Here is a 24,353-nt window from a genome sequence, read left to right as displayed (position 1 = left end):
GTGGATCGCGGGCAGTTGGTGACGACAGCCGATCCACCACAGAGCGGAGGACTCAGAGCATGGCCGGCGCGATGCGCAAGATGGCGGTCTACCTCGGCCTCGTGGAGGACGATGGGTACGACGGTCCGGGGTTCGACCCCGATGACGAGTTCGAACCCGAGCCGGAGCCGGAGCGCGACCGCAGGCGGCATGAACCGCCCCACCAGTCGCACCAGGCTCACCAGCCGCAACGGGACGAATCGGTACGAGTGGTGCAACCACCCGCCCCCCGTGAACCGGCGGCCCATTCCACTTCGCTGGCCGCGGAATCCGGACGTCCGGCACGAATCGCCCCCGTGGCATCCATCACACCTGAACGTCAGAGCCTGGAGAAGAACGCACCGGTGATCATGCCCAAGGTCGTGTCCGAGCGGGAGCCCTACCGCATCACCACATTGCACCCGCGGACCTACAACGAGGCCCGTACCATCGGGGAACACTTCCGCGAGGGCACTCCGGTGATCATGAATCTGACCGAGATGGACGACACCGACGCGAAGCGACTTGTCGACTTTGCCGCCGGTCTGGTCTTCGGTCTGCATGGCAGCATTGAACGAGTGACGCAGAAGGTGTTCCTGTTGTCGCCTGCTAACGTCGATGTAACGGCGGAGGACAAGGCTCGCATCGCAGAGGGCGGGTTCTTCAACCAGAGCTGAGACGTAAGTGACGCAGTAGTTGCCGTAGACGCAGTACCGGAACGACGAAGCACGAGTAACAGGGGAGAGGGAACCGCGGACATGAGCGTGGTCGTGCAGGTGCTTTACATCGCGCTGATGTGCTTCCTCATCGTGCTGATCTTCCGACTGGTCATGGACTACGTCTTCCAGTTCGCCCGCTCATGGCAACCCGGCAAGCCGATGGTGGTCGTTCTGGAGGCCACCTACACTGTCACTGATCCACCGCTCAAGCTCTTGCGGCGGTTCATTCCGCCGCTGCGTCTCGGGGGCGTGGCGCTCGACCTGTCCTTCTTCGTACTGATGATCATCGTCTACATCCTGATCCACGTCGTGAGTCAGCTGTGAGCGCGATGTCTAATACGGTCTTGCCGAATGCCGACGACTACGTTGAGGTGAAGAGATGCCGTTGACCCCCGAGGACGTGCGGAACAAACAGTTCACGACCGTCCGCCTCCGAGAAGGCTATGACGAGGACGAGGTCGATGCCTTCCTCGATGAGGTCGAAGCCGAACTGACCCGCCTGCTCCGCGAGAACGAGGACCTGCGCGCCAAGCTGGCGGCCGCCACGCGCGCCGCCGCGCAGAACCAGCAGCAGGGCGGAATGCGCAAGGGTCCCGACGGGCCGCAGGACCAGCGAGGTCCCGGTGCCCCGGTGCCCGCCGCTATATCGGGTCCGCAGCCGGTCCCGCCGCAGCAGCAGATGGGTGGCCCCATGGGCGGCCCGCCGCAGCTGCCCGGCGGCGCACCGCAGCTGCCCGCAGGCCCCAGCGGCCACGGCCAGGGACACCCCCAGGGTGGTCCGCAGGGTCCCGGCCCGATGGGCCAGGGTCCGATGGGCGGCCCCATGGGTGGTCCCATGGGCGGCCACGGTCCGCAGATGTCGCAGGGTGGTCAGGGCCCCGGCGGTGACAGTGCCGCTCGCGTGCTGTCCCTGGCGCAGCAGACCGCCGACCAGGCGATCGCGGAGGCCCGTTCCGAGGCCAACAAGATCGTCGGCGAGGCTCGTTCGCGCGCCGAGGGCCTGGAGCGCGACGCCCGTGCCAAGGCCGACGCCCTGGAGCGGGACGCGCAGGAGAAGCACCGCGTCGCGATGGGCTCCCTGGAGTCCGCTCGCGCCACGCTGGAGCGCAAGGTCGAGGACCTGCGCGGCTTCGAGCGCGAGTACCGCACGCGTCTGAAGTCCTACCTGGAGTCGCAGCTGCGCCAGCTGGAGACCCAGGCCGACGACTCGCTGGCCCCGCCGCGCACTCCGGCCACCGCCTCGCTGCCGCCGTCCCCGGCGCCGTCGATGGCTCCGGCCGGCGCGGGTGCCCCGTCCTACGGCGGCAACCAGTCGATGGGTGGCAACCAGGGCCAGGGCGGTCCGTCCTACGGCGGACAGCAGCAGATGTCCCCGGCGATGACCCAGCCGATGGCGCCGGTGCGGCCGCAGGGGCAGCAGCCCATGCAGCAGGCTCCGTCGCCGATGCGTGGCTTCCTCATCGACGAGGACGACAACTGACGGGCGGGACCACGCCCTAGGCGTCGGCAGCGTTCAGGGCCGGGCCCCCGGATTTCCGGGGGCCCGGCCCTTTTCCGTCCCGTGCTTTTCCGTCCCTCGCGCGCAGCCGCGTGCCCGACGCGGGCGCGTACGCGAAAGGCCCGGTCCCGCCGAGATCTTCGGCGGAACCGGGCCTTCGTGCGAGCCTTACGCCTTGCGGAGGCGGAAGGTCAGCTTCAGGGAGTCGTCCGTGAACGGCTGCCCGAATGTGTCGTCCGCCTCACCTTCGGCGAAGTCGGTGGCGAGCACCTCGTCCGCGATGAGGCCCGCGTGCTCGGCCAGGGCCGTGCTCACCGCCGGCTCGGTGGAGGTCCAGCGCAGGGCGATCCGGTCCGCGACGTCCAGGCCGCTGTTCTTGCGGGCCTCCTGGATCAGGCGGATGGCGTCCCGGGCCAGGCCCGCACGGCGCAGCTCGTCCGTCAGCTCCAGGTCCAGGGCGACCGTGGCACCGGAGTCGGACGCCACCGACCAGCCCTCGCGCGGGGTCTCCGTGATGATGACCTCGTCGGGGGCGAGCGTCACCTTCTCGCCGTCGACCTCGACGAAGGCCGTGCCCTCGCGCAGGGCCAGCGACAGCGCGGCCGCGTCGGCCTCGGCGACGGCCTTGGCGACCGCCTGGACGCCCTTGCCGAAACGCTTGCCGAGCGCGCGGAAGTTGGCCTTCGCGGTCGTGTCGACCAGTGAACCGCCGACTTCGGAGAGCGACGCCAGTGCGGAGACGTTCAGCTCCTCCGTGATCTGCGCGCGCAGCTCGGTGCCCAGCGCCTCGAAGCCGGACGCCGCGACCAGCGCGCGCGACAGCGGCTGGCGCGTCTTGACGCCCGACTCGGCGCGCGAGGCACGGCCGAGCTCGACCAGGCGCCGCACGAGGTCCATCTGCCGGGACAGCTCCGGGTCGATGGCGGAGAGGTCCGCCTCGGGCCAGGAGGACAGGTGCACGGACTCCGGGGCGTCCGGGGTCACCGGGACGATCAGGTCCTGCCAGACGCGCTCGGTGATGAACGGTGTCAGCGGGGCCATCAGGCGTGTGACCGTCTCGACGGCCTCGTGCAGGGTGCGCAGGGCCGCCTTGTCGCCCTGCCAGAAGCGGCGACGGGAGCGGCGTACGTACCAGTTGGAGAGGTTGTCCACGAAGCCGGACAGGAGCTTGCCCGCGCGCTGGGTGTCGTAGCCCTCCAGGGCCTGGGTGACCTGGTCGGTGAGCGCGTGCAGTTCGCTGAGCAGCCAGCGGTCCAGGAGCGGGCGGTCGGCGGGCGCCGGGTCGGCGTCGCTCGGGGCCCACTTCGACGTACGGGCGTACAGCGCCTGGAAGGCGACCGTGTTCCAGTACGTGAGGAGGGTCTTGCGGACGACCTCCTGGATGGTGCCGTGGCCCACGCGGCGGGCCGCCCACGGGGAGCCGCCGGCCGCCATGAACCAGCGCACCGCGTCGGCGCCGTGCTGGTCCATGAGCGGGATGGGCTGGAGGATGTTGCCCAGGTGCTTGGACATCTTGCGGCCGTCCTCGGCGAGGATGTGGCCGAGGCAGACCACGTTCTCGTAGGACGACTTGTCGAAGACCAGGGTGCCGATGGCCATCAGCGTGTAGAACCAGCCGCGGGTCTGGTCGATGGCCTCGGAGATGAACTGCGCCGGGTAGCGGCTCTCGAACAGCTCCTTGTTCTTGTACGGGTATCCCCACTGCGCGAACGGCATCGAGCCCGAGTCGTACCAGGCGTCGATGACCTCCGGCACGCGCGTGGCCGTGCCGTCGCACTCGGGGCACGCGAACGTGACCTCGTCGATGAACGGGCGGTGGGGGTCGAGGCCCGACTGGTCGGTGCCGGTCAGCTCGCCCAGTTCCGCGCGCGAGCCGACGCAGGTGAGGTGGCCTTCCTCACAGCGCCAGATGGGCAGCGGGGTGCCCCAGTAGCGGTTGCGGGACAGTGCCCAGTCGACGTTGTTGTTCAGCCAGTCGCCGAACCGGCCGTGCTTGACCGAGTCGGGGAACCAGTTGGTCCGCTCGTTCTGCTGGAGGAGCTTGTCCTTGACGGCCGTGGTGCGGATGTACCAGGACGGCTGCGCGTAGTAGAGCAGGGCCGTGTGGCAGCGCCAGCAGTGCGGGTAGCTGTGCTCGTACGCGATGTGCTTGAAGAGCAGGCCACGGTCGGCGAGGTCCTTGGTGAGGGTCTCGTCCGCCTTCTTGAAGAAGACGCCGCCCACGAGGGGGAGGTCCTCCTCGAAAGTGCCGTCGGGGCGGACCGGGTTGACGACCGGCAGGCCGTAGGCGCGGCACACCTTGAGGTCGTCCTCACCGAAGGCGGGGGACTGGTGGACGAGGCCGGTGCCGTCCTCGGTGGTGACGTACTCGGCGTTGACCACGAAGTGCGCCGGAGCCGGGAACTCCACCAGGTCGAACGGGCGTTGGTAGGTCCAGCGCTCCATCTCGGCGCCGGTGAAGGTCTCGCCCGTGGTCTGCCAGCCCTCGCCGAGGGCCTTCTCGACGAGCGGCTGGGCGACGACCAGCTTCTCGGGATTTTCCGAACCCTTCGTCGCGACGACGTAGGTGACGTCGGGGTGCGCGGCGACAGCGGTGTTGGAGACGAGCGTCCAGGGCGTCGTCGTCCAGACCAGGAGGGCGGCCTCGCCGGCCAGGGGACCGGAGGTGAGCGGGAAACGGACGTAGACGGACGGGTCGACGACCGTCTCGTAGCCCTGCGCCAGCTCGTGGTCGGACAGGCCCGTGCCGCACCGCGGGCACCAGGGGGCGACGCGGTGGTCCTGGACGAGGAGGTCCTTCTTGAAGATCTCCTTCAGGGACCACCAGACCGAGTCGACGTACTCCGGATTCATCGTCCGGTACGCGTCGTCCAGGTCGACCCAGTAGCCCATGCGGGTCGTCAGCTCGGTGAAGGCGTCGGTGTGCCGGGTGACGGACTCGCGGCACTTGGCGTTGAACTCGGCGATGCCGTACGCCTCGATGTCCTTCTTGCCGTTGAAGCCCAGCTCCTTCTCGACGGCGAGCTCCACGGGCAGGCCGTGGCAGTCCCAGCCGGCCTTGCGGGCCACGTGATAGCCCCGCATGGTGCGAAAGCGTGGGAAGACGTCCTTGAAGACCCGGGCCTCGATGTGGTGGGCGCCCGGCATGCCGTTGGCGGTGGGCGGGCCCTCGTAGAACACCCACTCGGGGCGGCCCTCGGACTGCTCCAGGCTCTTGGCGAAGATCTTCTGCTCGTGCCAGAAGTCGAGCACGGCGTGCTCGAGGGCGGGCAGGTCGACCTGGGCGGGCACCTGGCGGTACTGCGGCGGCGTATTCAACGAGCTCCTCCGGCGGATGTGCTGCCTTCCGTCGGAGGGACGAGAGCTGTGTGCGCCTGGTGCGGCGCGCTCCCGCGGTACCACCCTCCTTGGCCCTCCGGGGCGGGGTCCGCGCCGGTGAGCCCCCTCATTGGGGTCGCGATACCGGGTCTACCGACCGGGGCCCGCGGGCCTCGGCTTTCTTCCGGCGGCTCCGGGGTGATCTTCACGGCGCGCTCGCCCCCGGGCTCACACCGTCCCCGGGTCGCTCATGGCCGCGTACGCCGCTACTCGTCCCCATCCACGCTTCTCGCTGCAGCCCAGTGTACGGCGCCCGGGCAGGGGCGGCCGACCGGTTTTCGCGGGCCGTCGCGGGGCGGTCCGCGAAGAGCCGGCGTGACCCGAATGGTCACACGGGGGCGAGTGGATCCCCGCGCGCGCCGGTCGGCGGATTACCCCGCGGGGAGTTGGGCACAACGCTTGCAGACTCGCCGCGCGGGACCGGTGCGGCGGGCGGATCGGGCGGCGTGCCCCGTTGCCGCGGGCCTGGAGTCGATTTATCGTCCCAGCACGATTCGCGTGCAAGATCACAATATGTGAAGGGGCCGCGGCCATGGTGGCGAAGAAGACCGCCGTACAGCAGTCGGCGTCCGGCAGATCCACAGGCGCGGCCGGGGCGACGGCCAAGGATGTGAGCGGCAAGAAGGCGGTGTCCGGCGCTGCGAAGAAGGCGGTGGCCAAGGAGACCGCCGTGAAGAAGGCCGTCGCCAAGAAGGTCACCGCTGAGAAAGCCACGGCCAAGAAGGCGCCCGCCAAGAAAGCCACCGCCAAGAAAGCGGTGGCTAAGAAGGCGAGCGTTAAGAAGATGGCCGCTGAGAAAGTGACCGCTAAGAAGAGCACCGCTAAGGAGACCGGGCCCGGGGAAGCGGCCGGCGAGGAAACGGTTGCCCCCTCGGAGGCGGAGGCCGCACACGAGCCGGTGACGGACCCGCACGCGGTCGCTGAGAGCGCTGCCAAGAAGTCGTCCCCGGCGAGAAGGCCGGCGGCCGGGAAGAAGACCACGGCCAAGAAGAGCCCACTTAAGAAGAGCACGGCCAAGAAGAGCACGGCCAAGAAGACGGTCGCGTCCGCGGCCGAGGATGCGGCTGAGGCCGCGGAGACGACGGGAGCCACGACAGTGGTTGCGAAGAAGACTCCGGGCACGGCGACCGCCGAGGCGCAGTCGACGGCAGTGCCCAAGGCGCGCGGCGTCGCGGCGGGGCCCGGCGGGCTCGCGGTCCGCGCGGGCGAGGACCCCTGGACCCCGGAGGAGGTCGCGGAGGCCCGCGCGGAACTCCAAAGCGAGTCGCTGCGGCTGACCGCGGAGATCGCCGCCTCGGAGAAGGCCCTCGCGGGCCTGATGCGGGACTCCGGCGACGGCGCGGGCGACGACGAGGCCGACACCGGCACGAAGAACATCACCCGCGAGCACGAGATGTCCCTGGCCGCCAACGCGCGCGAGATGCTCGACCAGACCGAGCGCGCCCTGGAACGCCTCGACGCGGGCACGTACGGCCTCTGCGAGAACTGCGGGAACCCGATCGGCAAGGCGCGGATGCAGGCCTTCCCGCGCGCGACCCTGTGCGTGGAGTGCAAGCAGAAGCAGGAACGGCGCTCCTGAGCGTGGGCTGGACGCCTGCCCCCGGATGCGTGTGCCGTACCCTCGTCCCCAGTCAGGTACCTAGGTTGAGGGACTCACGTGGCAGAGGCGGAGCGCATCATCGGTACGCCGGACATCCCTGAGACGGCCGGGGACGAGCCGGAGCGGTCCGGCTCGGTCTCCGACGGGACGGCGGACGCGGGCGAGGGCGGCGACCGGCCCAAGGGCAGGCGCAAGATCGCCGTGCTGTTCGCGGTGGCCGCCTTCGCGTACGCCTGCGACCTGGTCAGCAAGATGATCGTGGTCGCGAAGCTGGAGCACCACGACGCGATCGACGTCCTCGGCGACTGGCTCCGCTTCACCGCGATCCGCAACGCGGGCGCCGCCTTCGGGTTCGGCGAGGCCTTCACGATCATCTTCACGTGCATCGCGGCGGCGGTCATCGTGGTGATCGCCCGGCTCGCCCGCAAGCTCTACAGCCTGCCGTGGGCGATCGCGCTCGGCCTGCTCCTGGGCGGCGCGCTCGGCAACCTCACCGACCGGATCTTCCGCGCGCCCGGCGTCTTCGAGGGCGCGGTGGTCGACTTCATCGCCCCCAAGGGCTTCGCGGTCTTCAACCTCGCGGACTCCGCGATCGTCTGCGGCGGCATCCTGATCGTGCTGCTGTCCTTCCGGGGACTCGACCCGGACGGCACCGTCCACAAGGACTGAGCCCGCTCCGGGGGTCGGGGCGACGGCCCGTGGTGCCGGGGGGCCGGTGGGCTCCTGCATACTCAATGGGTGAGCACGATTCCCGAGATCCGCACCCTGCCCGTGCCGGACGGCCTGGAGGGCGAGCGCGTCGACGCCGCCATCTCGCGCATGTTCGGCTTCTCCCGTACGAAGGCCGCCGAGCTCGCCGCGGCGGGGAAGGTCGCGGTCGACGGCTCGGTGGTCGGCAAGTCCGAGCGGGTGCACGGCGGCGCCTGGCTGGAAGTGGAGATGCCCCAGGCACCCGCTCCGGTGCAGGTCGTGGCCGAGCCCGTGGAGGGCATGGAGATCGTGCACGACGACGACGACATCGTCGTGATCGTCAAGCCGGTCGGCGTCGCCGCGCACCCGAGCCCCGGCTGGACCGGCACCACCGTGATCGGCGGCCTCGCCGCCGCCGGGTACCGCGTCTCGACCTCCGGTGCCGCCGAGCGCCAGGGCATCGTGCACCGCCTGGACGTGGGCACCTCCGGCCTGATGGTGGTCGCCAAGTCGGAGCGGGCCTACACCTCGCTGAAGCGCCAGTTCAAGGAGCGCACGGTCGACAAGCGCTACAACGCGCTGGTCCAGGGCCATCCCGACCCCATGAGCGGCACCATCGACGCCCCCATCGGCCGCCACCCGAACCACGACTACAAGTGGGCGGTCACGGCCGAGGGCAAGCCCTCCGTCACGCACTACGACCTCATCGAGGCCTTCCGGGCCGCCTCCTTGCTCGACATCAAGCTGGAGACGGGCCGCACCCACCAGATCCGCGTGCACATGTCCGCGCACCGCCACCCCTGCGTGGGTGACCTGACGTACGGCGCGGACCCGACGCTCGGCAAGCGGCTCGGCCTCACCCGCCAGTGGCTGCACGCCGTCCGGCTCGGCTTCGAGCACCCGGGCGACGGCCAGTGGGTGGAGTACGAGAGCGGCTACCCCGACGACCTCCAGCAGGCGCTGGACCGGGTGCGGGCGGAGAGTTCGTGACCGGTGTGACGATCCGGGTCGCGCGGGAGGCCGCCGATCTGAAGGCCTGTTTCGCGGTCCGCAAGGCCGTCTTCGTCGCCGAGCAGCAGGTGCCCGAGGAGATCGAGTACGACGCCTACGACGCCGGGGCGGTGCACGTCCTGGCCGTGGACGAGGACGGCGTCCCGCTCGGCACGGGCCGGCTGCTGACCGGCGAGGCGGCGGCCGCCAAGAACGGCGGCGACGCCGGGGTGGGCGCGCTCGGCCGGCTCGCGGTGACGGCGACCGCACGCGGCCTCGGTGTCGGCGCGGCCCTCGTCGGGGCCATCGAGGACGCGGCACGCGCGCGTGGGCTGACGGCGGTCGACCTGCACGCCCAGACCCACGCCGTGGGGTTCTACGAACGCCTGGGGTACGAGGCGTACGGACCGGAGTTCCCCGACGCCGGGATTCCACATAGGGCCATGCGCAAGCCGCTGCGCTGAACGCGTCGGGCGCCGCCGCGTGGCAGGGTTGAGTCTTGATCGTTGGAGTCTCGACCGCCCGGAGGGCGCACCGTGGATCAACTGGCGCTGCTGCTCGTCCTGCTGCTGGGAGCGGTGGTCACCGTCCCCTTGGGGGAGCGGCTCGGCCTGCCCGCGCCCATCCTGATGACGCTGGCGGGGATCGGCATGGCCCTGCTGCCGTTCGTGCCGAACGTCGAGATCCCGCCCGACTACATCCTGCCGCTGATCCTGCCGCCGCTGCTCTACGCCTCCGTGCAGCGCACCTCGTGGCGCCAGTTCGCGGCCAACCGGCGGCCCATCTTCCTGCTCGCCGTGGCGCTGGTCTTCGTGACCACGGCGGCCGTCGCCGCGATGGCGAGCGCCATCGTCCCCGGGCTGCCGATCGCCGCGGCCGTCGCGCTCGGGGCGCTCGTCGCGCCGCCGGACCCCGTCGCCGCGACCGCCGTGGCGGGCTCGCTGGGGCTGCCCCGCAGGCTCGTGTCGATCCTGGAGGGCGAGGGCCTGTTCAACGACGTCACGGCGATCGTGCTCTACCACGTGGCGATCGCGGCGGCGGTGAGCGGGACGTTCTCCTGGCCGTCCGCCGCCGGGCAGCTGGTGCTGTCCGCCGTGGTGGCCGTGCTCGTCGGGCTCGCGCTCGGCTGGGTGACGAACAAGCTCATGGGGCTGCTCGGCGACGCCGTCCTGCAGACCGGCCTGACGCTGCTCGTGCCGTTCGTCAGCTATGTGCTGGCCGAGGAGATGCTCGGCTCCGGGGTGCTGGCCGTCCTGACCACCGCGCTCTACCTCGCGGAGAACGCCGTCGACGCCGACGACGTGCTCGGCCGCATCACCGGGCAGACCTTCTGGCAGATCGTCGACACCCTGGTCACCGGCGCCGCGTTCGGGCTCATCGGCCTGGAGCTGCACAACGTCTTCGGCATCGCGAGCGGCCGCGAGTGGGAGATGTTCGGCTGGGGCGCGGCGGTCGTCGGGGTCGTCGTCGGCGTACGGCTGCTGTGGCTGCTGCCCGCGACCTGGCTCGCCAAGCGCCTGCACAAGCGCCGGGACTACGACGAGGACATCCCGACGACCTGGCGCGAGACCGTCGTCATGTGGTGGGCCGGCATGCGCGGCGTGGCGTCGGTGGCCCTGGCGCTCGCCATCCCGCTCAAGACGGACGACGGGGCTCCGTTCCCGGCCCGCGACGAGATCATCTTCATCGCGTTCTGCGTGATCATGGCGACGCTCGTCGCCCAGGGGCTCACGCTGCCCTGGCTGGTGCGAAGGCTCGGGGTGCGGGCCGACACCGACGCGGAGCGGGAGCTGGAACGGGCGCTCGCGGTGCGCGCCGCCAAGGCCGCCAAGCGCCGCCTGAAGGAGATCGAGGAGGTCGAGGAGCTCCCGGAGGAGATCTCCGAGCGGCTGCTGCGCGGCGCGTTCGACATCGGGGCGAGGATCAGCCCGGACGTGGTCGACGAGGAACGGCGGGAGCGGTACGCCAAGCGCGTGGACCGCATGAAGGCCGTCCAGCGCATCCAGCGCGAGATGATGTCCGCCGCCCGCCACGAGGTCCTCGCCGCGCGCAGCGAGCCCGGCGCCGACCCGGAGGTCGTCGACCGGGTGCTGCACCACCTCGACGTACGCAGCCTGCGCTGACCCCCGCCCGCGCTGCCCGGCGGGTCAGCCGCGGCCGGTCCGCGGCGCCTTCGACGTCAGGTGCAGCGGGCGGTGGCCGTTCGGCGTGGGCTGGGCCGAGGCCGTGGTGATCTTCGGCAGGGCGTACGGGTGGTGTTCCGTCAGCCACTGGATCAGCTGTTCGCGCACGGTGACCCGGACGGTCCAGATGTCGTCGGCATCCTTGGCGGTGACCAGGGCGCGCACCTGGAGGGTGCTCGGTGTCGTGTCGGTCACGGCGAGACCCCAGTCCCGGCCGTCCCAGGCCGCGCAGTCGCGCAGGATGTCCCGGAGCTTGGCGCGCATCTGGTGGACCGGCGCCGAGTGGTCCAGGTGGAAGAAGACCGTGCCGGTCATCTGCGCGCCGCCGCGGGACCAGTTCTCGAACGGCTTCGACGTGAAGTACGACACGGGCATCGTGATCCGGCGCTCGTCCCAGGTGCGTACGGCGAGGAAGGTCAGGGTGATCTCCTCCACGGTGCCCCACTCGCCGTCCACCACGACGGTGTCCCCTATGCGCACCATGTCGCCGAAGGCGATCTGCAGGCCCGCGAAGAGGTTGCCGAGGGTGGACTGGGCGGCGACACCGGCGACGATGCCGAGGATGCCCGCCGAGGCCAGCAGCGAGGTGCCGGCCGCCTGCATGGCGGGGAAGGTGAGCAGCATCGCGGCCACCGCCACGACACCGACGATCGCGGAGACGACGCGCTGGATGAGCGTCACCTGCGTACGGACCCTGCGGACCCGGGCCGGGTCGCGGTGGACCGCGGCGTAGCGGGCGTAGGAGGACTCCACTATCGCCGCGGCGATCCGCACGACCAGCCAGGCCGTGGAGCCGATGAGGATGAGGGACAGGCCGCGCTCGACGGCCGCCGTGTTGTCCTTGGCGATCTCGGCCTGCCCGTAGGAGCCTCTCACCAGGGCGGTCCACAGGACGAGGTGGAAGGGCACCCGGCAGCGGCGCAGCAGGCCCCACAGCGGGGTCTCGTGATGCCGTTCGTCGGCCCTGCGCAAAGCGAAGTCGACCAACCAGCCGACCACCACTGTGAGCACGACCGAGCCGCCGATCACGATCAACGGACGCAGTACGTTCTCCATGCCATCGAGGGTAGGGGCACTCGGTGCCGCCCTCGGCACGGCCCCCGTGACCTCGGCGGGAGGGGGCGGGGACGGATGGCACGATGTCACCATGAACATCATGCTTTTCCACTCGACGTACGGGCTGCGGCCCGCGGTCCACGCGGCGGCGGACCGGCTGCGCGCCGAGGGGCACGAGGTCTGGACACCGGACCTGTTCGGCGGACGCACCTTCGACGACGTCGAGGACGGAAGGGCCTTCCAGGACGAGCTGGGCAAGGACGAACTCCTGAAGCGGGCGATCCTCGCCGCCGCCCCCTACTCCGAGCGGGGCCTGGTGTACGCGGGCTTCTCCCTGGGCGCCGCGACCGCGCAGACCCTCGCGCTCGGCGACGAGAAGGCGCGCGGCCTGCTGCTCCTGCACGGCACGTCCGACATCGCGGAGAACGTGTCCGTGGACGAGCTGCCGGTGCAGCTGCACGTGGCGGAGCCCGACCCGTTCGAGACGGACGACTGGCTCAGCGCCTGGTACCTCCGGATGGGCCGGGCCGGGGCCGACGTGGAGGTCTACCGCTACCCGGGCGCGGGACACCTCTACACCGACCCCGGCCTCGACGACTACGACGCGGCGGCCGCCGAGGACACGTGGCGCACGGCGATCGGCTTCCTGGAAACGCTGTGACGCGGTGACGCACTGACGGGGGGCCGTCGGGGCATCGTTTGCCAGGAAAGACCGTCAGTGGGTCAGCGCACGGGCTCGTACGCCCGCTCGACCCTCTGCGTGCCGCTGCGCGTGCGGTACGAGCGCAGCCAGGACGAGGTCGCCGCGGGGTCGGTGCGGTCGGACAGGGCGTAGTAGTCCATCTGCGAGCGCTCCGCGGTGATGTCCAGGACGCCGTAGCCGTGCGAGTCCATGTCCAGCCACTTCACGTGGCGGTTGGCCGCCTCCAGGGCGAGCGCGGCCGCCCGGGAGACCGTGTGCGGGGCGACGTGGAGCATGTCGTCGATGTTGTCGGAGCTCACCGAGGTGACCACGAACTCCGTGGCCGCGGAGTGGCTCAGGGGGTACGTGGCCGCCTTGACCGGCACGTCGTTCGCCCACGCCATGTGGATGTCACCGGTCAGGAAGACGGTGTTGCGGATGCCGTTGTCGCGCAGGTGACCGATGAGTTCCCTGCGGTCGTCCGTGTAGCCGTCCCACTGGTCGACGTTGACGGCGAGGCCCTCCTGGGGCAGGCCCAGCAGCTTGGCGAGGGGCTTGAGGACGTGCGCCGGCAGGGCGCCGAAGGCCACCGGCGAGATCATCACCGAGGTGCCGACCAGCTTCCAGACGGCGTCCGAGGCCGCGAGGCCCGACTTGAGCCAGTCGAGCTGCGCGCGGCCGGTGAGCGTGCGGTCCGGGTCGTCCACCGCGCCGCTGCCGGCGCTCGCCTGCTCGGAGCGGAAGGAGCGCAGGTCGAGCAGGTGCAGGTCGGCCAGCTTGCCGAAGCGGACGCGGCGGTAGACCGTGCCCTCGGTGGAGGGGCGTACGGGCATCCACTCGAAGTAGGCCTGCTTGGCCGCGGCCATGCGCGCCGCCCAGGGGCCCTCCGTCCCGGCGGAGTGGTTCACCGCGCCGCCCGACCAGGCGTTGTCGGCGAACTCGTGGTCGTCCCAGATCGCGATGACCGGGTGCGTGGCGTGCATCGCCAGCGCGTCGGGGTCGGTCTTGTGCAGGCCGTGCCGGACGCGGTAGTCGGCGAGCGTGACGATCTCGTGCCGGGGTTCGTGCGGGCGTACGACGTTCTCGGCGGCCGGGTACTCGCCGCTGCGGTACTCGTAGAGGTAGTCGCCGAGGTGCAGGACCGCGTCCAGTTCGGTGCGGGCCGCGAGGTGGCGGTAGGCCGAGAAGTAGCCCGCCTCCCAGTTGGCGCAGGACACCACGCCGAACCGGACGCCGTGCGCCGAGGCGTCGTACGCGGGGGTGGTCCTGGTGCGGCCCACGGGGGAGTGGACCTGGGAGGCGTCGCCCGCGGAGAAGCGGAAGTAATAGGTGGTCGCAGGGAGCAAGCCCCTTACATCGGCCTTGACCGTGTGGTCGGACTCCGCCCGCGCCGTGGTGCTGCCGCGGCCGACGACCCTGGAGAAGCCCTTGTCCTCGGCTATCTCCCAACGCACCTCGGTGTCGGGCCCCTTGCCCGACCCGGGCACGGCGTCCGGCGTGGGCGTCACCCGGGTCCACAGCAGGACGCCGTCGGGCAGCGGATCCCCGGAGGCGACGCCGTGGTGGAAGGCCGGCCCGTCCGCGGCGTGCGCGGGGACGGCGGTGAGCGAGGCGCCGAGGGCGGCGGTGGCGGCCGCGGCCTTGACGACGGTACGGCGGCTCGGGGACGGGGCGTCGAGCGGCAGGTGATCTTGGTTTCGACTGGTCACGGGTGATCACGATACTGATCGGTAACCACTTGAGGGGGCGAACCGGCCAGGTTCGCCCCCCTTCCAGCCAGGGCGGGCGCGAAGGCCTGCCGCTACTTCGTGACGCCCGCCTTCTTCAGCGCGGCCTTCCAGGCGTCGTCGGTCTTCGGCGTCTCGACGACCTTGTCGTTGATCTTGATGGTGGGGGTGGACTCCACGCCCTCGGCCGACTGGAAGGAGTCGCTCATCTTCAGGGCCCAGGGGTCGAAGGTGCCCTTCTCGACGGCGCTCTGGAACTTCTTGTTGTTCTTGAGGGCGTCCACGGTGTTCGCCACCTTGATCAGGTACTCGTCCTTGGCGAACTTGTCGGTGGACTCCGAGGGGTGGTACTTCGCGGAGTACAGGGCGGTCTTGTACTCCAGGAACGCCTCGGGGCTGACGTTCAGGGCGGCGCCGAGCGCGCTGAGGGCGTTCTTCGACCCCTCTCCGGAGAGGTTGTTGTCGAGGAACGTCCCGATGGTGAAGGTCAGCTTGTAGTCGCCGTCCTTCATGCCCTTGTCGATCGCGTCGCCGATGGACTGCTCCATGGCGGCGCAACCGGGGCAGCGCGGGTCCTCGTACAGGTGGACCGTGTTCTTGGCGGCGGACTCGCCGATCGTGACCTTGGTGCCGTCCGTGCCCGAGGAGTTCGCCGGGGCGACCACCTTCGCGTCGGCGGCCTCCTCCCACTTCGAGGGCTGGTTGGACTGCATCACGGCGTAGCCGACGCCGCCGGCGATGGCGAGGACCGCGACGATCGAGACACCGACGATCATCGCGCGCTTGCGCTTCTCGCGCTTGCGCTCGGCCTCCTGCTGGAGGCGGATCCGCTCACGGGCGGCGGACTTGGCGGCCTGGCTGTTGCGCTGGCTCATGATCTTTTTCTCCGTGTTGGTGAACTGCGTGGGGGTGCGTCGTGCTCAGGCGAAGACGGCCGAGCACGGCGGCCCCCGCCGCCCCACGCAGTGCACCAGCAGGCGTGTGCGCGGCACATGCGCCCGGCGCTCGGGGCGCGGCAGGCGCAGCTCGGGCGGGCGCGTGGCGCCCACGGAGGCGACCGCGCGCAGCAGCGGCCGGAACGTCGCCCCGGCGACCGCGCGCAGCAGCTGGGCCAACGCCCGCTCGCCGCGCCGCAGCCAGGCCGCCGCCAGCAGACCCACCGCGACGTGCGCTCCGAGCAGCAGCCAGGCGGCGCTCGGCTCGGCGTCGGCGAGCAGCGCCGCGGCGCCGCCGTGGCCGTCGGCGGTCATCCGGGCCAGCGGGGTCCCGACGGGCGTGCCGCCGCACAGCACGTCGAAGCCGACGGAGCGCAGCGGGCCCGCCACCGGGCCGCCCGCCTCGCCGTAGCAGACGTGCTGCCCGGCGGTGAACACCGTGTCGGCGGCCAGCTCCGACGGGATCAGCAGGGCGGCGATCCGCCCGTAACCGCGCTCGCGTCCCGCCAGGGCGTACGCCAGGACGAAGACGGCGGCGGCGATGGCCGCGACGGTGGCCGGCGGCAGGGGGGCCCGGGACAGCAGCACGTGCGACGCGGCGGAGAGCGTCACGACGAGTGCCGTGAACAGCGCCGCGCGCACGGCTCTGAGTCGGGTCCCGGATATGTCCATCGCGGAGGAGTGTGCCACGAGTTCCTGTAGGCGGTCCCTAAAGGGTCCCTAAGAGTTCCGCAGCGGGCCGCGGGGGCTCACAGGCCGGGGATGGCGCCGTTGCGGAACAGGTCGACGAAGATCTGGTGGTCGCCGCGCGCCCGCGCGCCGTAGCTGTGCGCGAAGTCCACGAGCAGGTCCCCGAAGCCGTCCTCGTCGGCCGCGATCGCGGCGTCGATGGCGCGCTCCGTGGAGAAGGGCACCAGCTCCGAGTGGCCGCTCTCGTCGTCCGCCGCGGCGTGCATCGTGGCCGTGGCGCGGCCGAGGTCCGCGACGACCAGGGAGATCTCCTCCAGGTCGTCGATGTCCGACCAGTCCAGGTCGACCGCGTACGGCGACACCTCGGCGACGAGCTGCCCGGCGCCGTCCAGCTCGGTCCAGCCCAGCCACGGGTCGGCGTGCGCCTGCAGGGCGCGCTGGGAGATGACGGTGCGGTGCCCCTCGTGCCGGAAGTAGCCGCGCACCGCCGGGTCCGTGATGTGCCGCGAGACCGCCGGGGTCTGCGCCTGCTTGAGGTAGATCACGACGTCGTTCTCCAGGGCGTCGCTGTTGCCCTCCAGGAGGATGTTGTACGAGGGCAGGCCCGCGGAGCCGATGCCGATGCCGCGCCGGCCCACGACGTCCTTGACGCGGTAGGAGTCGGGGCGGGTCAGCGAGGAGTCCGGGAGCGTCTCCAGATAGCCGTCGAAGGCCGCGAGGACCTTGTAGCGGGTGGCGGCGTCCAGCTCGATGGAGCCGCCGCCGGGCGCGAAGCGGCGCTCGAAGTCGCGGATCTCGGTCATCGAGTCGAGCAGCCCGAACCGGGTCAGGGAACGCGCGTCGCGCAGGGCGTCCAGGAGGGGGCCCTGGGCGGTGTCCAGCGTGAAGGGCGGCACCTCGTCGCTCTTGGCGCCCGTCGCCAGCTCGTGGATCCGCTCGCGGTAGGCCGCGGCGCAGATCCGCACCAGGTCGGAGATCTGCTCGTCGCTGAGCGCCTTGGAGTAGCCGATCAGGGCCAGGGAGGCGGCGAGGCGCTTCAGGTCCCAGGTGAAGGGGCCGACGTAGGCCTCGTCGAAGTCGTTCACGTTGAAGATCAGACGGCCCTGGGCGTCCATGTACGTGCCGAAGTTCTCGGCGTGCAGGTCGCCGTGGATCCACACCCGGCCCGTACGCTCGTCCAGGTACGGCCCGCCGTGCTGCTCGCGCTCCAGGTCGGCGTAGAACAGGCAGGCCGTGCCGCGGTAGAACGCGAAGGCGGAGGAGGCCATCTTCCGGAACTTCACGCGGAAAGCGGCGGGGTCCGCGGCAAGCAGCTCGCCGAACGCGGTGCCGAAGACGGCGAGGATCTGCTCGCCGCGCTCATCGGCCGTGGGCTGCGGGACGGACATCGCGGGGTGCCTCCTGGTGCGGGGTGGGGCGGTGACATTTGGGACAGGTTCCCGACCGGTCCAACGCACGACGGTACCCCCGAGTGCCCGTCGGCTGTCACTGCCGCGGACTAGACTTCCCCGCTGTCCCCCCGGACCGCCCGCAGCCCTTCACCGACCGTTTCCCGGAGGCCTCCCACCGTGACCAAGCCGCCCTTCACGCACCTGCACGTGCACACCCAGTACTCGCTGCTTGACGGTGCCGCGCGGCTCAAGGACATGTTCAACGCGTGCAATGAGATGGGCATGACGCACATCGCCATGTCCGACCACGGCAACCTCCACGGGGCGTACGACTTCTTCCACTCGGCGCAGAAGGCGGGCGTGACACCGATCATCGGGATCGAGGCGTACGTGGCGCCGGAGTCGCGGCGCAACAAGCGGAAGATCCAGTGGGGCCAGCCGCACCAGAAGCGCGACGACGTGTCCGGTTCGGGTGGTTACACCCACAAGACGATCTGGGCGGCGAACAAGACGGGCCTGCACAACCTCTTCCGGCTCTCCTCGGACGCGTACGCGGAGGGCTGGCTCCAGAAGTGGCCGCGCATGGACAAGGAGACGATCTCCCAGTGGTCGGAGGGGTTGATCGCCTCCACCGGCTGCCCCTCGGGCGAGCTGCAGACCAGGCTGCGGCTCGGCCAGTTCGACGAGGCGCTGAAGTCCGCCGCGGAATACCAGGACATCTTCGGCAAGGACCGGTACTTCCTGGAGCTGATGGACCACGGCATCGAGATCGAGCGCCGGGTCCGCGACGGTCTGCTGGAGATCGGCAAGAAGCTCGGCATCCCGCCCCTGGTGACGAACGACTCGCACTACACGTACGCGCACGAGTCGACCGCCCACGACGCCCTGCTGTGCATCCAGACCGGCAAGAACCTCTCGGACCCGGACCGCTTCCGCTTCGACGGCACCGGCTACTACCTGAAGTCGACCGACGAGATGTACGCCATCGACTCCTCGGACGCCTGGCAGGAGGGCTGCCGCAACACGCTCCTGGTCGCCGAGCAGATCGACACCACGGGCATGTTCGAAAAGCGCGACCTGATGCCGAAGTTCGACATCCCCGAGGGCTTCACCGAGGTCACCTGGTTCCAGGAGGAGGTCCGCCGCGGCATGGAGCGCCGCTACCCGGACGGCATCCCCGAGGACCGCCAGAAGCAGGCCGAGTACGAGATGGACATCATCATCCAGATGGGGTTCCCGGGGTACTTCCTGGTCGTCGCGGACTTCATCATGTGGGCCAAGAACAACGGCATCGCGGTGGGCCCCGGCCGAGGCTCCGCGGCCGGCTCGATCGTCGCGTACGCCATGGGCATCACCGACCTCGACCCGATCACGCACGGCCTGATCTTCGAGCGGTTCCTCAACCCCGAGCGCGTCTCCATGCCCGACGTCGACATCGACTTCGACGAGCGCAGGCGCGTCGAGGTGATCAGGTACGTGACGGAGAAGTACGGCGCCGACAAGGTCGCCATGATCGGCACGTACGGAAAGATCAAGGCGAAGAACGCCATCAAGGACTCCGCGCGCGTGCTCGGATATCCGTACGCGATGGGCGACCGCCTGACCAAGGCGATGCCCGCCGACGTCCTCGGCAAGGGCATCGACCTCTCCGGCATCACCGACCCCAAGCACCCGCGCTACAGCGAGGCGGGCGAGATCCGGGGGATGTACGAGAACGAGCCGGACGTGAAGAAGGTCATCGACACCGCCAAGGGCGTCGAGGGCCTGGTCCGGCAAATGGGTGTGCACGCGGCCGGCGTGATCATGTCCAGCGAGCCGATCGTGGACCACGCGCCGATCTGGGTGCGGCACACCGACGGCGTGACGATCACGCAGTGGGACTACCCCCAGTGCGAGTCGCTCGGCCTGCTCAAGATGGACTTCCTGGGCCTGCGCAACCTCACCATCATGGACGACGCCGTCAAGATGGTGAAGGCGAACAAGGGCGTCGAGCTGGAGATGCTCTCCCTGCCGCTCGACGACCCGAAGACCTTCGAACTGCTCTGCCGCGGCGACACGCTCGGCGTCTTCCAGTTCGACGGCGGCCCGATGCGCTCCCTGCTGCGCCAGATGCAGCCCGACAACTTCGAGGACATTTCCGCCGTCTCGGCCCTGTACCGGCCGGGCCCGATGGGCATGAACTCGCACACGAACTACGCCGAGCGCAAGAACGGCCGCCAGGAGATCACGCCGATCCACCCGGAGCTCGAAGAGCCCCTGAAGGAGACGCTGGGCCTGACCTACGGCCTCATCGTGTACCAGGAGCAGGTGCAGAAGGCCGCCCAGATCGTCGCGGGCTACAGCCTCGGCGAGGCCGACATCCTGCGCCGCGTGATGGGCAAGAAGAAGCCCGAGGAGCTGGAGAAGAACTTCGTCCTCTTCCAGGCGGGCGCCCGGAAGAACGGCTACTCCGACGAGGCCATCCAGGCACTGTGGGACGTCCTGGTCCCCTTCGCCGGCTACGCGTTCAACAAGGCGCACTCCTCCGCGTACGGCCTGGTCACCTACTGGACCGCCTACCTGAAGGCGAACTACCCGGCCGAGTACATGGCCGCGCTGCTCACCTCGGTGAAGGACGACAAGGACAAGTCGGCCGTCTATCTGAACGAGTGCCGGCGCATGGGCATCAAGGTGCTCCCGCCGAACGTGAACGAGTCCGTGCACAACTTCGCCGCCCAGGGCGACGACGTGATCCTCTTCGGCCTGGAGGCCGTCCGCAACGTCGGTACGAACGTGGTGGAGTCGATCATCCGCTCGCGCAAGGCGAAGGGGAAGTTCACCTCGTTCCCCGACTACCTCGACAAGGTCGAGGCGGCCGCCTGCAACAAGCGCACCACCGAATCGCTCATCAAGGCGGGCGCGTTCGACACGATGGGGCACACCCGCAAGGGCCTGACCGCCCAGTACGAACCGATGATCGACAACGTCGTGGCGGTCAAGAGGAAGGAAGCCGAGGGCCAGTTCGACCTCTTCGGCGGGATGGGCGACGAGAGCGCCGGCGACGAGCCGGGCTTCGGGCTCGACGTGGAGTTCTCCGAGGACGAGTGGGAGAAGACCTACCTGCTCGCCCAGGAGCGGGAGATGCTCGGCCTGTACGTCTCCGACCACCCGCTCTTCGGCCTGGAGCACGTTCTGTCCGACAAGGCCGACGCGGGCATCGGGCAGCTCACCGGGGGCGACTTCTCCGACGGGTCGGTGGTCACCATCGGCGGCATCATCTCGGGCCTCCAGCGCAAGATGACCAAGCAGGGCAACGCCTGGGCCATCGCCACGGTGGAGGATCTCGCGGGCTCCATCGAGTGCATGTTCTTCCCGGCGACCTACCAGCTGGTGTCGACCCAACTCGTCGAGGACGCGGTCGTCTTCGTCAAGGGGCGCCTCGACAAGCGCGAGGACGTGCCGCGGCTCGTCGCGATGGAGCTCCAGGTCCCCGACCTGTCGAACGCGGGCACCAACGCGCCCGTGGTGATCACCATCCCGACCGTCAAGGTGAGCCCGCCGATGGTGACCCGCCTCGGTGAGGTCCTCAGCCACCACCGCGGCAACAGCGAGGTGCGGATCAAGCTCCAGGGGGCGCAGAAGACCACCGTGCTGCGGCTCGACCGGCACCGCGTGAAGCCGGACCCGGCCCTCTTCGGCGATCTGAAGGTGCTGCTCGGCCCGTCCTGCCTGGCGGGCTGAGCCGGGACTCGGCAGAGCATGAGGGGCGCACCCGCGCGGGTGCGCCCCTCATGTGTGCCTCGCTGTGCGTCAGTTGTGGCCGAAGCGGCGCTGGTGCTTACGGGCAACATCAGCGGGGCTGCCCTGAGCCTGCGTCTCCATCGGCGACTGGGCCTCGACGGCGGCCGACTTGGCCTGCTCCGATGCCCGCTCGGCCGCCGAGGCGCGGTTCTCCTGGCTGCCCTGCTTGCGATTCTTGTTCTTGGCCATGGTGATCTTCCTCCTGAGGGGGACCTGGGGGCCATGACGCGATCAGGTTCACATACGTCGACAAGCCGCGCATTTCGGGCAATTACCGTGTGTAATAAGGCCCGCCTCCGCGAGATGCGCCCATACGCCACGCCGAAGATCGAGTTCCGGCCGTTAACCTCCGCCGGGTCGGGCAGACTCGAAGCGAACCCGAGGCGGCCCCGCACCCGCACCCCTGACTCGTTTCCGTCACAGGGTGTGTTCGTGGGCCATCGAGGGAACGTCCAGGAACCTCCGGGCACTTTTCAGGGACTTCCGCCGAAGGCCGGAGAACCTCCAGGGAAAGAGGGTGGATCGCGTGGACCGCTGCATCGTCCTGGTGGACGCCGGGTATCTGCTGGGTGCCGCCGCGAGTCTCCTCGCGGGGGAACCCTCCAGGTCCCGGATCACCGTCGACCACTCCGCCCTGATCCGGGGGCTGCGCGAACGCGCGGAAGCCGACACCGAGCGCCCGCTGCTGCGCATCTACTGGTTCGACGGGGCGCCCGACCGCGTGCCCCAGCCCGAGCACCGGCGCCTGCGCGTCATGCCGCGCGTCACCGTCCGGCTCGGCGCCCTGACCCGCAGCGACGGGCGATGGGCGCAAAAGGGCGTGGACGCCGCCATGCACGCCGAGCTGACCGAGCTGGCCCGCAACCGCGCCTGCTCCGACATCGTGCTCGTGACCGGCGACGGCGACCTGCTGCCGGGCATGATGGCCGCCAAGGAGCACGGCGTCGCCGTCCACCTGTGGGCCGTCCAGGCCGCCGACGGCGACTACAACCAGTCCGAGGACCTGGTCGCCGAGGCCGACGAGCGGCGCGTGCTCGACCGGGCGTGGATCACCAAGGCCGTACGCCCCAAGGAACTCTCCGGCATCTGCGGCGCCCCGCCGCCCGCGCCGCGCCCCGAGATCGCCGCGATCCTCTCCGCGCCGCTCCCGGAGTCCGCCCTCGCCGCCGCCGCCCAGCGCGCCGAGGAGGAGGCGACCACCACCCCCGCCCCCAACGGCGACACCCCCTCCAACGGCCGGGAACCCGGCGAGCACCGCGGCCCCTCCGGCAAGGGCGTGCCCACCCCCAAGGACCTGGCCGCCCTGCGCGGCCCCGGCACCCAGACCGCGCAGCACCCCACGAACGCGACGCTGCGGTGGTCCTCCGACAAGGGCTGGGTCGAGCGGCCCGGCGGCGCCCCCGAGGGCCCCGAGGCCGCCGCCCTGCCGACCCTCGCCCAGCTGACCACCGCCGAGCAGCGCTGGGCCGACCGCGAGGAGGACATCACCACCGTCGGCGGCGACCCCTACGAGGTCGGACAGGTGTTCGCCCGGCGCTGGACGGCCCGCCTCCCCGAACAGCACAACCTCCAGAAACTGTCCACGATGTACCCGCGCATCCCGCACCGCATCGACGGCGAGCTGCTGCGCTACGCCGCGCGGTTCGGCCTGCTCGCCCACAAGGACGACCAGATCGACGAGCACGACCGGTACGCGATCCGGGCCGGCTTCTGGCGGGAGATCGACGGGCGGACGGCCACCGAGCACGCGCCCGCGGGGGACCGGGCAGGTGACTGATACGGGGCGTACGGGGCGCCCCGGGCGTCATCTCGCCCCGTGGACCCCGTAGGCTCGTCCTTCGTGAGTACGCGCCCGGCACCGGCAGTCCGACAGGGACTCCGTCAGGAACACGGCAGCGACGCCGTCTGCGCGGTGCGCGACCTGGTGAAGACCTACCCCGCGGCCCGTGGCAGGCGCGGCAGGCCCGCGACGCCCGAGGTCCGCGCCAGCGACGGCATCTGCCTCACGGTGCGGCGCGGCGAGATCTTCGGTCTGCTCGGACCCAACGGCGCCGGCAAATCCACCCTCGTACGCCAGCTGACCGGGCTCATGCGGCCCGACAGCGGCGCCGTCGACATCCTCGGGCACGACATCGTGCGCCACCCCGAGCGGGCCGCGCGGATCCTCGCCTACCTCGGGCAGGAGTCCACCGCACTGGACGAGCTGACGGTGTCGCTCGCCGTCGAGACGACCGCGCGGCTGCGCGGGCTCGACGTGCGCCGGGCCCGCGCCGAGCGGGACGCGGTCCTGACGGAGCTGGCGCTCACAGGGCTGGCCTCACGGCCGCTGAAGAAGCTCTCCGGCGGACAGCGGCGGCTCGCCTGCTTCGCCACCGCGCTGGTGGGGGAGCGGCCGCTGCTCGTCCTGGACGAGCCGACCACCGGGATGGACCCCGTCGCGCGGCGTGCCGTGTGGGCGGCGATCGACCGGCGCCGGGCCGAGCGGGGGACGACGGTGCTGCTCGTCACGCACAACGTCATCGAGGCGGAGACCGTCCTCGACCGGGTCGCCGTCCTCGACCGGGGGCGGGTCATCGCCTGCGACACCCCGGCCGGGCTCAAGGAGAAGGTCGCCGACGAGGTGCGGGTGGAGCTGGTGTGGCGGGAGCGAGCGCCGATCGGCGTCCCCGAGGTGGCCGCGCTCCGCTCCCTCGCCGTCGAGACGGGGCGGCGGTGGTCCTTGCGGCTCGCGCCCGATGAGGCTCGGGCGGCTGTCGCGGCGGTTACTGGCGGGGTCGCCTTTGGGGCCTTGGATGACTTCACCGTGGCCACGGCCAGTCTTGAGGACGTCTATCTCGCGTTGGGTGGGAGTGGGCGGGGGCTGGTGAAGGCGTGACGGTGGCTTCGGGTTCTGGTTCGGCTGTGGGTTCTTGTGCGGGTTCGTGGGGGTCTGGCTGTGCCGCCGCTTCGCGGCGGATGTCTCCCACCCACCCACCCGTTTGCCCGGCGTCGGGTCGCCGGGCGGGGGTGGGTCGGG

General features: G+C 70.6%; 19 protein-coding genes. 12 read left to right on the top strand and 7 right to left on the bottom strand.

Translation table 11 applies throughout. The annotated features are described in order from the left end of the window. Positions 1 to 59: 59 nt before the first annotated feature. The 3 genes from ACZ516_RS01505 to ACZ516_RS01495 all read left to right on the top strand — a co-directional run bounded on the left by ACZ516_RS01505 (position 60) and on the right by ACZ516_RS01495 (position 2,217). Entirely contained in the window at positions 60 to 695 is a 636-nt protein-coding gene (locus ACZ516_RS01505) for a cell division protein SepF (RefSeq protein ID WP_358584287.1), read from the top strand. 81 nt (positions 696 to 776) lie between these two features. Continuing rightward, positions 777 to 1,061 (top strand): YggT family protein, encoded by a 285-nt coding sequence (locus ACZ516_RS01500; RefSeq protein ID WP_358584286.1) that lies wholly within the window; start codon positions 777 to 779, stop codon positions 1,059 to 1,061. Between the two features lie 55 nt (positions 1,062 to 1,116). Then, positions 1,117 to 2,217 (top strand): DivIVA domain-containing protein, encoded by a 1,101-nt coding sequence (locus ACZ516_RS01495; protein WP_358584285.1) that lies wholly within the window; start codon positions 1,117 to 1,119, stop codon positions 2,215 to 2,217. Between the two features lie 186 nt (positions 2,218 to 2,403). On the opposite strand, the gene ileS is transcribed toward ACZ516_RS01495, so the two are convergent. Continuing rightward, positions 2,404 to 5,553 (bottom strand): isoleucine--tRNA ligase, encoded by a 3,150-nt coding sequence (gene ileS, locus ACZ516_RS01490; protein WP_361081658.1) that lies wholly within the window; start codon positions 5,551 to 5,553, stop codon positions 2,404 to 2,406. Between the two features lie 592 nt (positions 5,554 to 6,145). Between ileS and ACZ516_RS01485 the strand changes: the two genes are divergently transcribed. From ACZ516_RS01485 to ACZ516_RS01465, 5 genes are all read left to right on the top strand, one after another. Then, positions 6,146 to 7,192 carry a TraR/DksA family transcriptional regulator gene (locus tag ACZ516_RS01485; RefSeq protein ID WP_469007977.1) on the top strand — a complete coding sequence of 349 codons (1,047 nt, stop codon included), beginning with the start codon at positions 6,146 to 6,148 and terminating at the stop codon, positions 7,190 to 7,192. Between the two features lie 78 nt (positions 7,193 to 7,270). Then, the gene (gene lspA / locus ACZ516_RS01480; RefSeq protein ID WP_358698068.1) at positions 7,271 to 7,882 is read left to right on the top strand and encodes a signal peptidase II; all 612 of its coding nucleotides are present in this window, start codon (positions 7,271 to 7,273) and stop codon (positions 7,880 to 7,882) included. Between the two features lie 69 nt (positions 7,883 to 7,951). Beyond that, a complete protein-coding gene (locus tag ACZ516_RS01475; RefSeq protein WP_358584281.1) occupies positions 7,952 to 8,893 on the top strand; it encodes an RluA family pseudouridine synthase in 942 nt (313 codons plus the stop codon). Beyond that, a complete protein-coding gene (locus tag ACZ516_RS01470; protein WP_469007974.1) occupies positions 8,890 to 9,357 on the top strand; it encodes a GNAT family N-acetyltransferase in 468 nt (155 codons plus the stop codon). Before ACZ516_RS01475 ends, ACZ516_RS01470 begins: the two co-directional genes overlap by 4 nt. Before the next feature lie 72 nt (positions 9,358 to 9,429). Next, positions 9,430 to 11,016 carry a Na+/H+ antiporter gene (locus tag ACZ516_RS01465; protein ID WP_361081652.1) on the top strand — a complete coding sequence of 529 codons (1,587 nt, stop codon included), beginning with the start codon at positions 9,430 to 9,432 and terminating at the stop codon, positions 11,014 to 11,016. A gap of 24 nt (positions 11,017 to 11,040) precedes the next feature. Here ACZ516_RS01465 and ACZ516_RS01460 read toward each other — a convergent pair whose 3' ends face one another. Beyond that, complete coding sequence (locus ACZ516_RS01460) at positions 11,041 to 12,132, bottom strand: mechanosensitive ion channel family protein (protein ID WP_469007972.1); 1,092 nt, start codon at positions 12,130 to 12,132, stop codon at positions 11,041 to 11,043. A 91-nt stretch (positions 12,133 to 12,223) separates the two neighbouring features. Between ACZ516_RS01460 and ACZ516_RS01455 the strand changes: the two genes are divergently transcribed. Further along, positions 12,224 to 12,793: a dienelactone hydrolase family protein gene (locus tag ACZ516_RS01455; protein WP_358584277.1), complete on the top strand. Its 570-nt coding sequence runs from the start codon at positions 12,224 to 12,226 to the stop codon at positions 12,791 to 12,793. A gap of 62 nt (positions 12,794 to 12,855) precedes the next feature. Here the strand turns inward: ACZ516_RS01455 and ACZ516_RS01450 are convergent, their stop codons facing one another. The 4 genes from ACZ516_RS01450 to ACZ516_RS01435 all read right to left on the bottom strand — a co-directional run bounded on the left by ACZ516_RS01450 (position 12,856) and on the right by ACZ516_RS01435 (position 17,554). Beyond that, positions 12,856 to 14,523, bottom strand: a complete 1,668-nt coding sequence (locus ACZ516_RS01450; RefSeq protein WP_469007970.1) for an alkaline phosphatase D family protein — start codon at positions 14,521 to 14,523, stop codon at positions 12,856 to 12,858. A gap of 92 nt (positions 14,524 to 14,615) precedes the next feature. Beyond that, on the bottom strand, positions 14,616 to 15,416 hold the full coding sequence (locus ACZ516_RS01445; RefSeq protein WP_358699041.1) for a DsbA family protein: 801 nt from the start codon (positions 15,414 to 15,416) through the stop codon (positions 14,616 to 14,618). A 45-nt stretch (positions 15,417 to 15,461) separates the two neighbouring features. After that, positions 15,462 to 16,148 carry a hypothetical protein gene (locus ACZ516_RS01440; RefSeq protein ID WP_469007969.1) on the bottom strand — a complete coding sequence of 229 codons (687 nt, stop codon included), beginning with the start codon at positions 16,146 to 16,148 and terminating at the stop codon, positions 15,462 to 15,464. 77 nt (positions 16,149 to 16,225) lie between these two features. Continuing rightward, complete coding sequence (locus ACZ516_RS01435; protein ID WP_358583118.1) at positions 16,226 to 17,554, bottom strand: DUF2252 domain-containing protein; 1,329 nt, start codon at positions 17,552 to 17,554, stop codon at positions 16,226 to 16,228. Positions 17,555 to 17,734: 180 nt separating this feature from the next. On the opposite strand from ACZ516_RS01435, the gene dnaE reads away from it, so the two are divergent. After that, positions 17,735 to 21,277, top strand: a complete 3,543-nt coding sequence (gene dnaE / locus ACZ516_RS01430; protein ID WP_469007966.1) for a DNA polymerase III subunit alpha — start codon at positions 17,735 to 17,737, stop codon at positions 21,275 to 21,277. A gap of 69 nt (positions 21,278 to 21,346) precedes the next feature. Here dnaE and ACZ516_RS01425 read toward each other — a convergent pair whose 3' ends face one another. Then, positions 21,347 to 21,526, bottom strand: a complete 180-nt coding sequence (locus ACZ516_RS01425) for a hypothetical protein (RefSeq protein ID WP_358583115.1) — start codon at positions 21,524 to 21,526, stop codon at positions 21,347 to 21,349. A 337-nt stretch (positions 21,527 to 21,863) separates the two neighbouring features. On the opposite strand from ACZ516_RS01425, the gene ACZ516_RS01420 reads away from it, so the two are divergent. Both ACZ516_RS01420 and ACZ516_RS01415 read left to right on the top strand, forming a co-directional pair. After that, positions 21,864 to 23,114 carry an NYN domain-containing protein gene (locus ACZ516_RS01420; RefSeq protein ID WP_358583113.1) on the top strand — a complete coding sequence of 417 codons (1,251 nt, stop codon included), beginning with the start codon at positions 21,864 to 21,866 and terminating at the stop codon, positions 23,112 to 23,114. A 63-nt stretch (positions 23,115 to 23,177) separates the two neighbouring features. Next, the gene (locus tag ACZ516_RS01415) at positions 23,178 to 24,212 is read left to right on the top strand and encodes an ABC transporter ATP-binding protein (RefSeq protein WP_469007964.1); all 1,035 of its coding nucleotides are present in this window, start codon (positions 23,178 to 23,180) and stop codon (positions 24,210 to 24,212) included. The last annotated feature ends 141 nt before the right edge of the window (positions 24,213 to 24,353 follow it).

This window comes from Streptomyces sp. NPDC034037 (assembly GCF_055575715.1).
The sequence above is the reverse complement of the archived record's forward strand: the minus strand, read 5'-3'. Positions and strand labels throughout refer to the sequence as shown.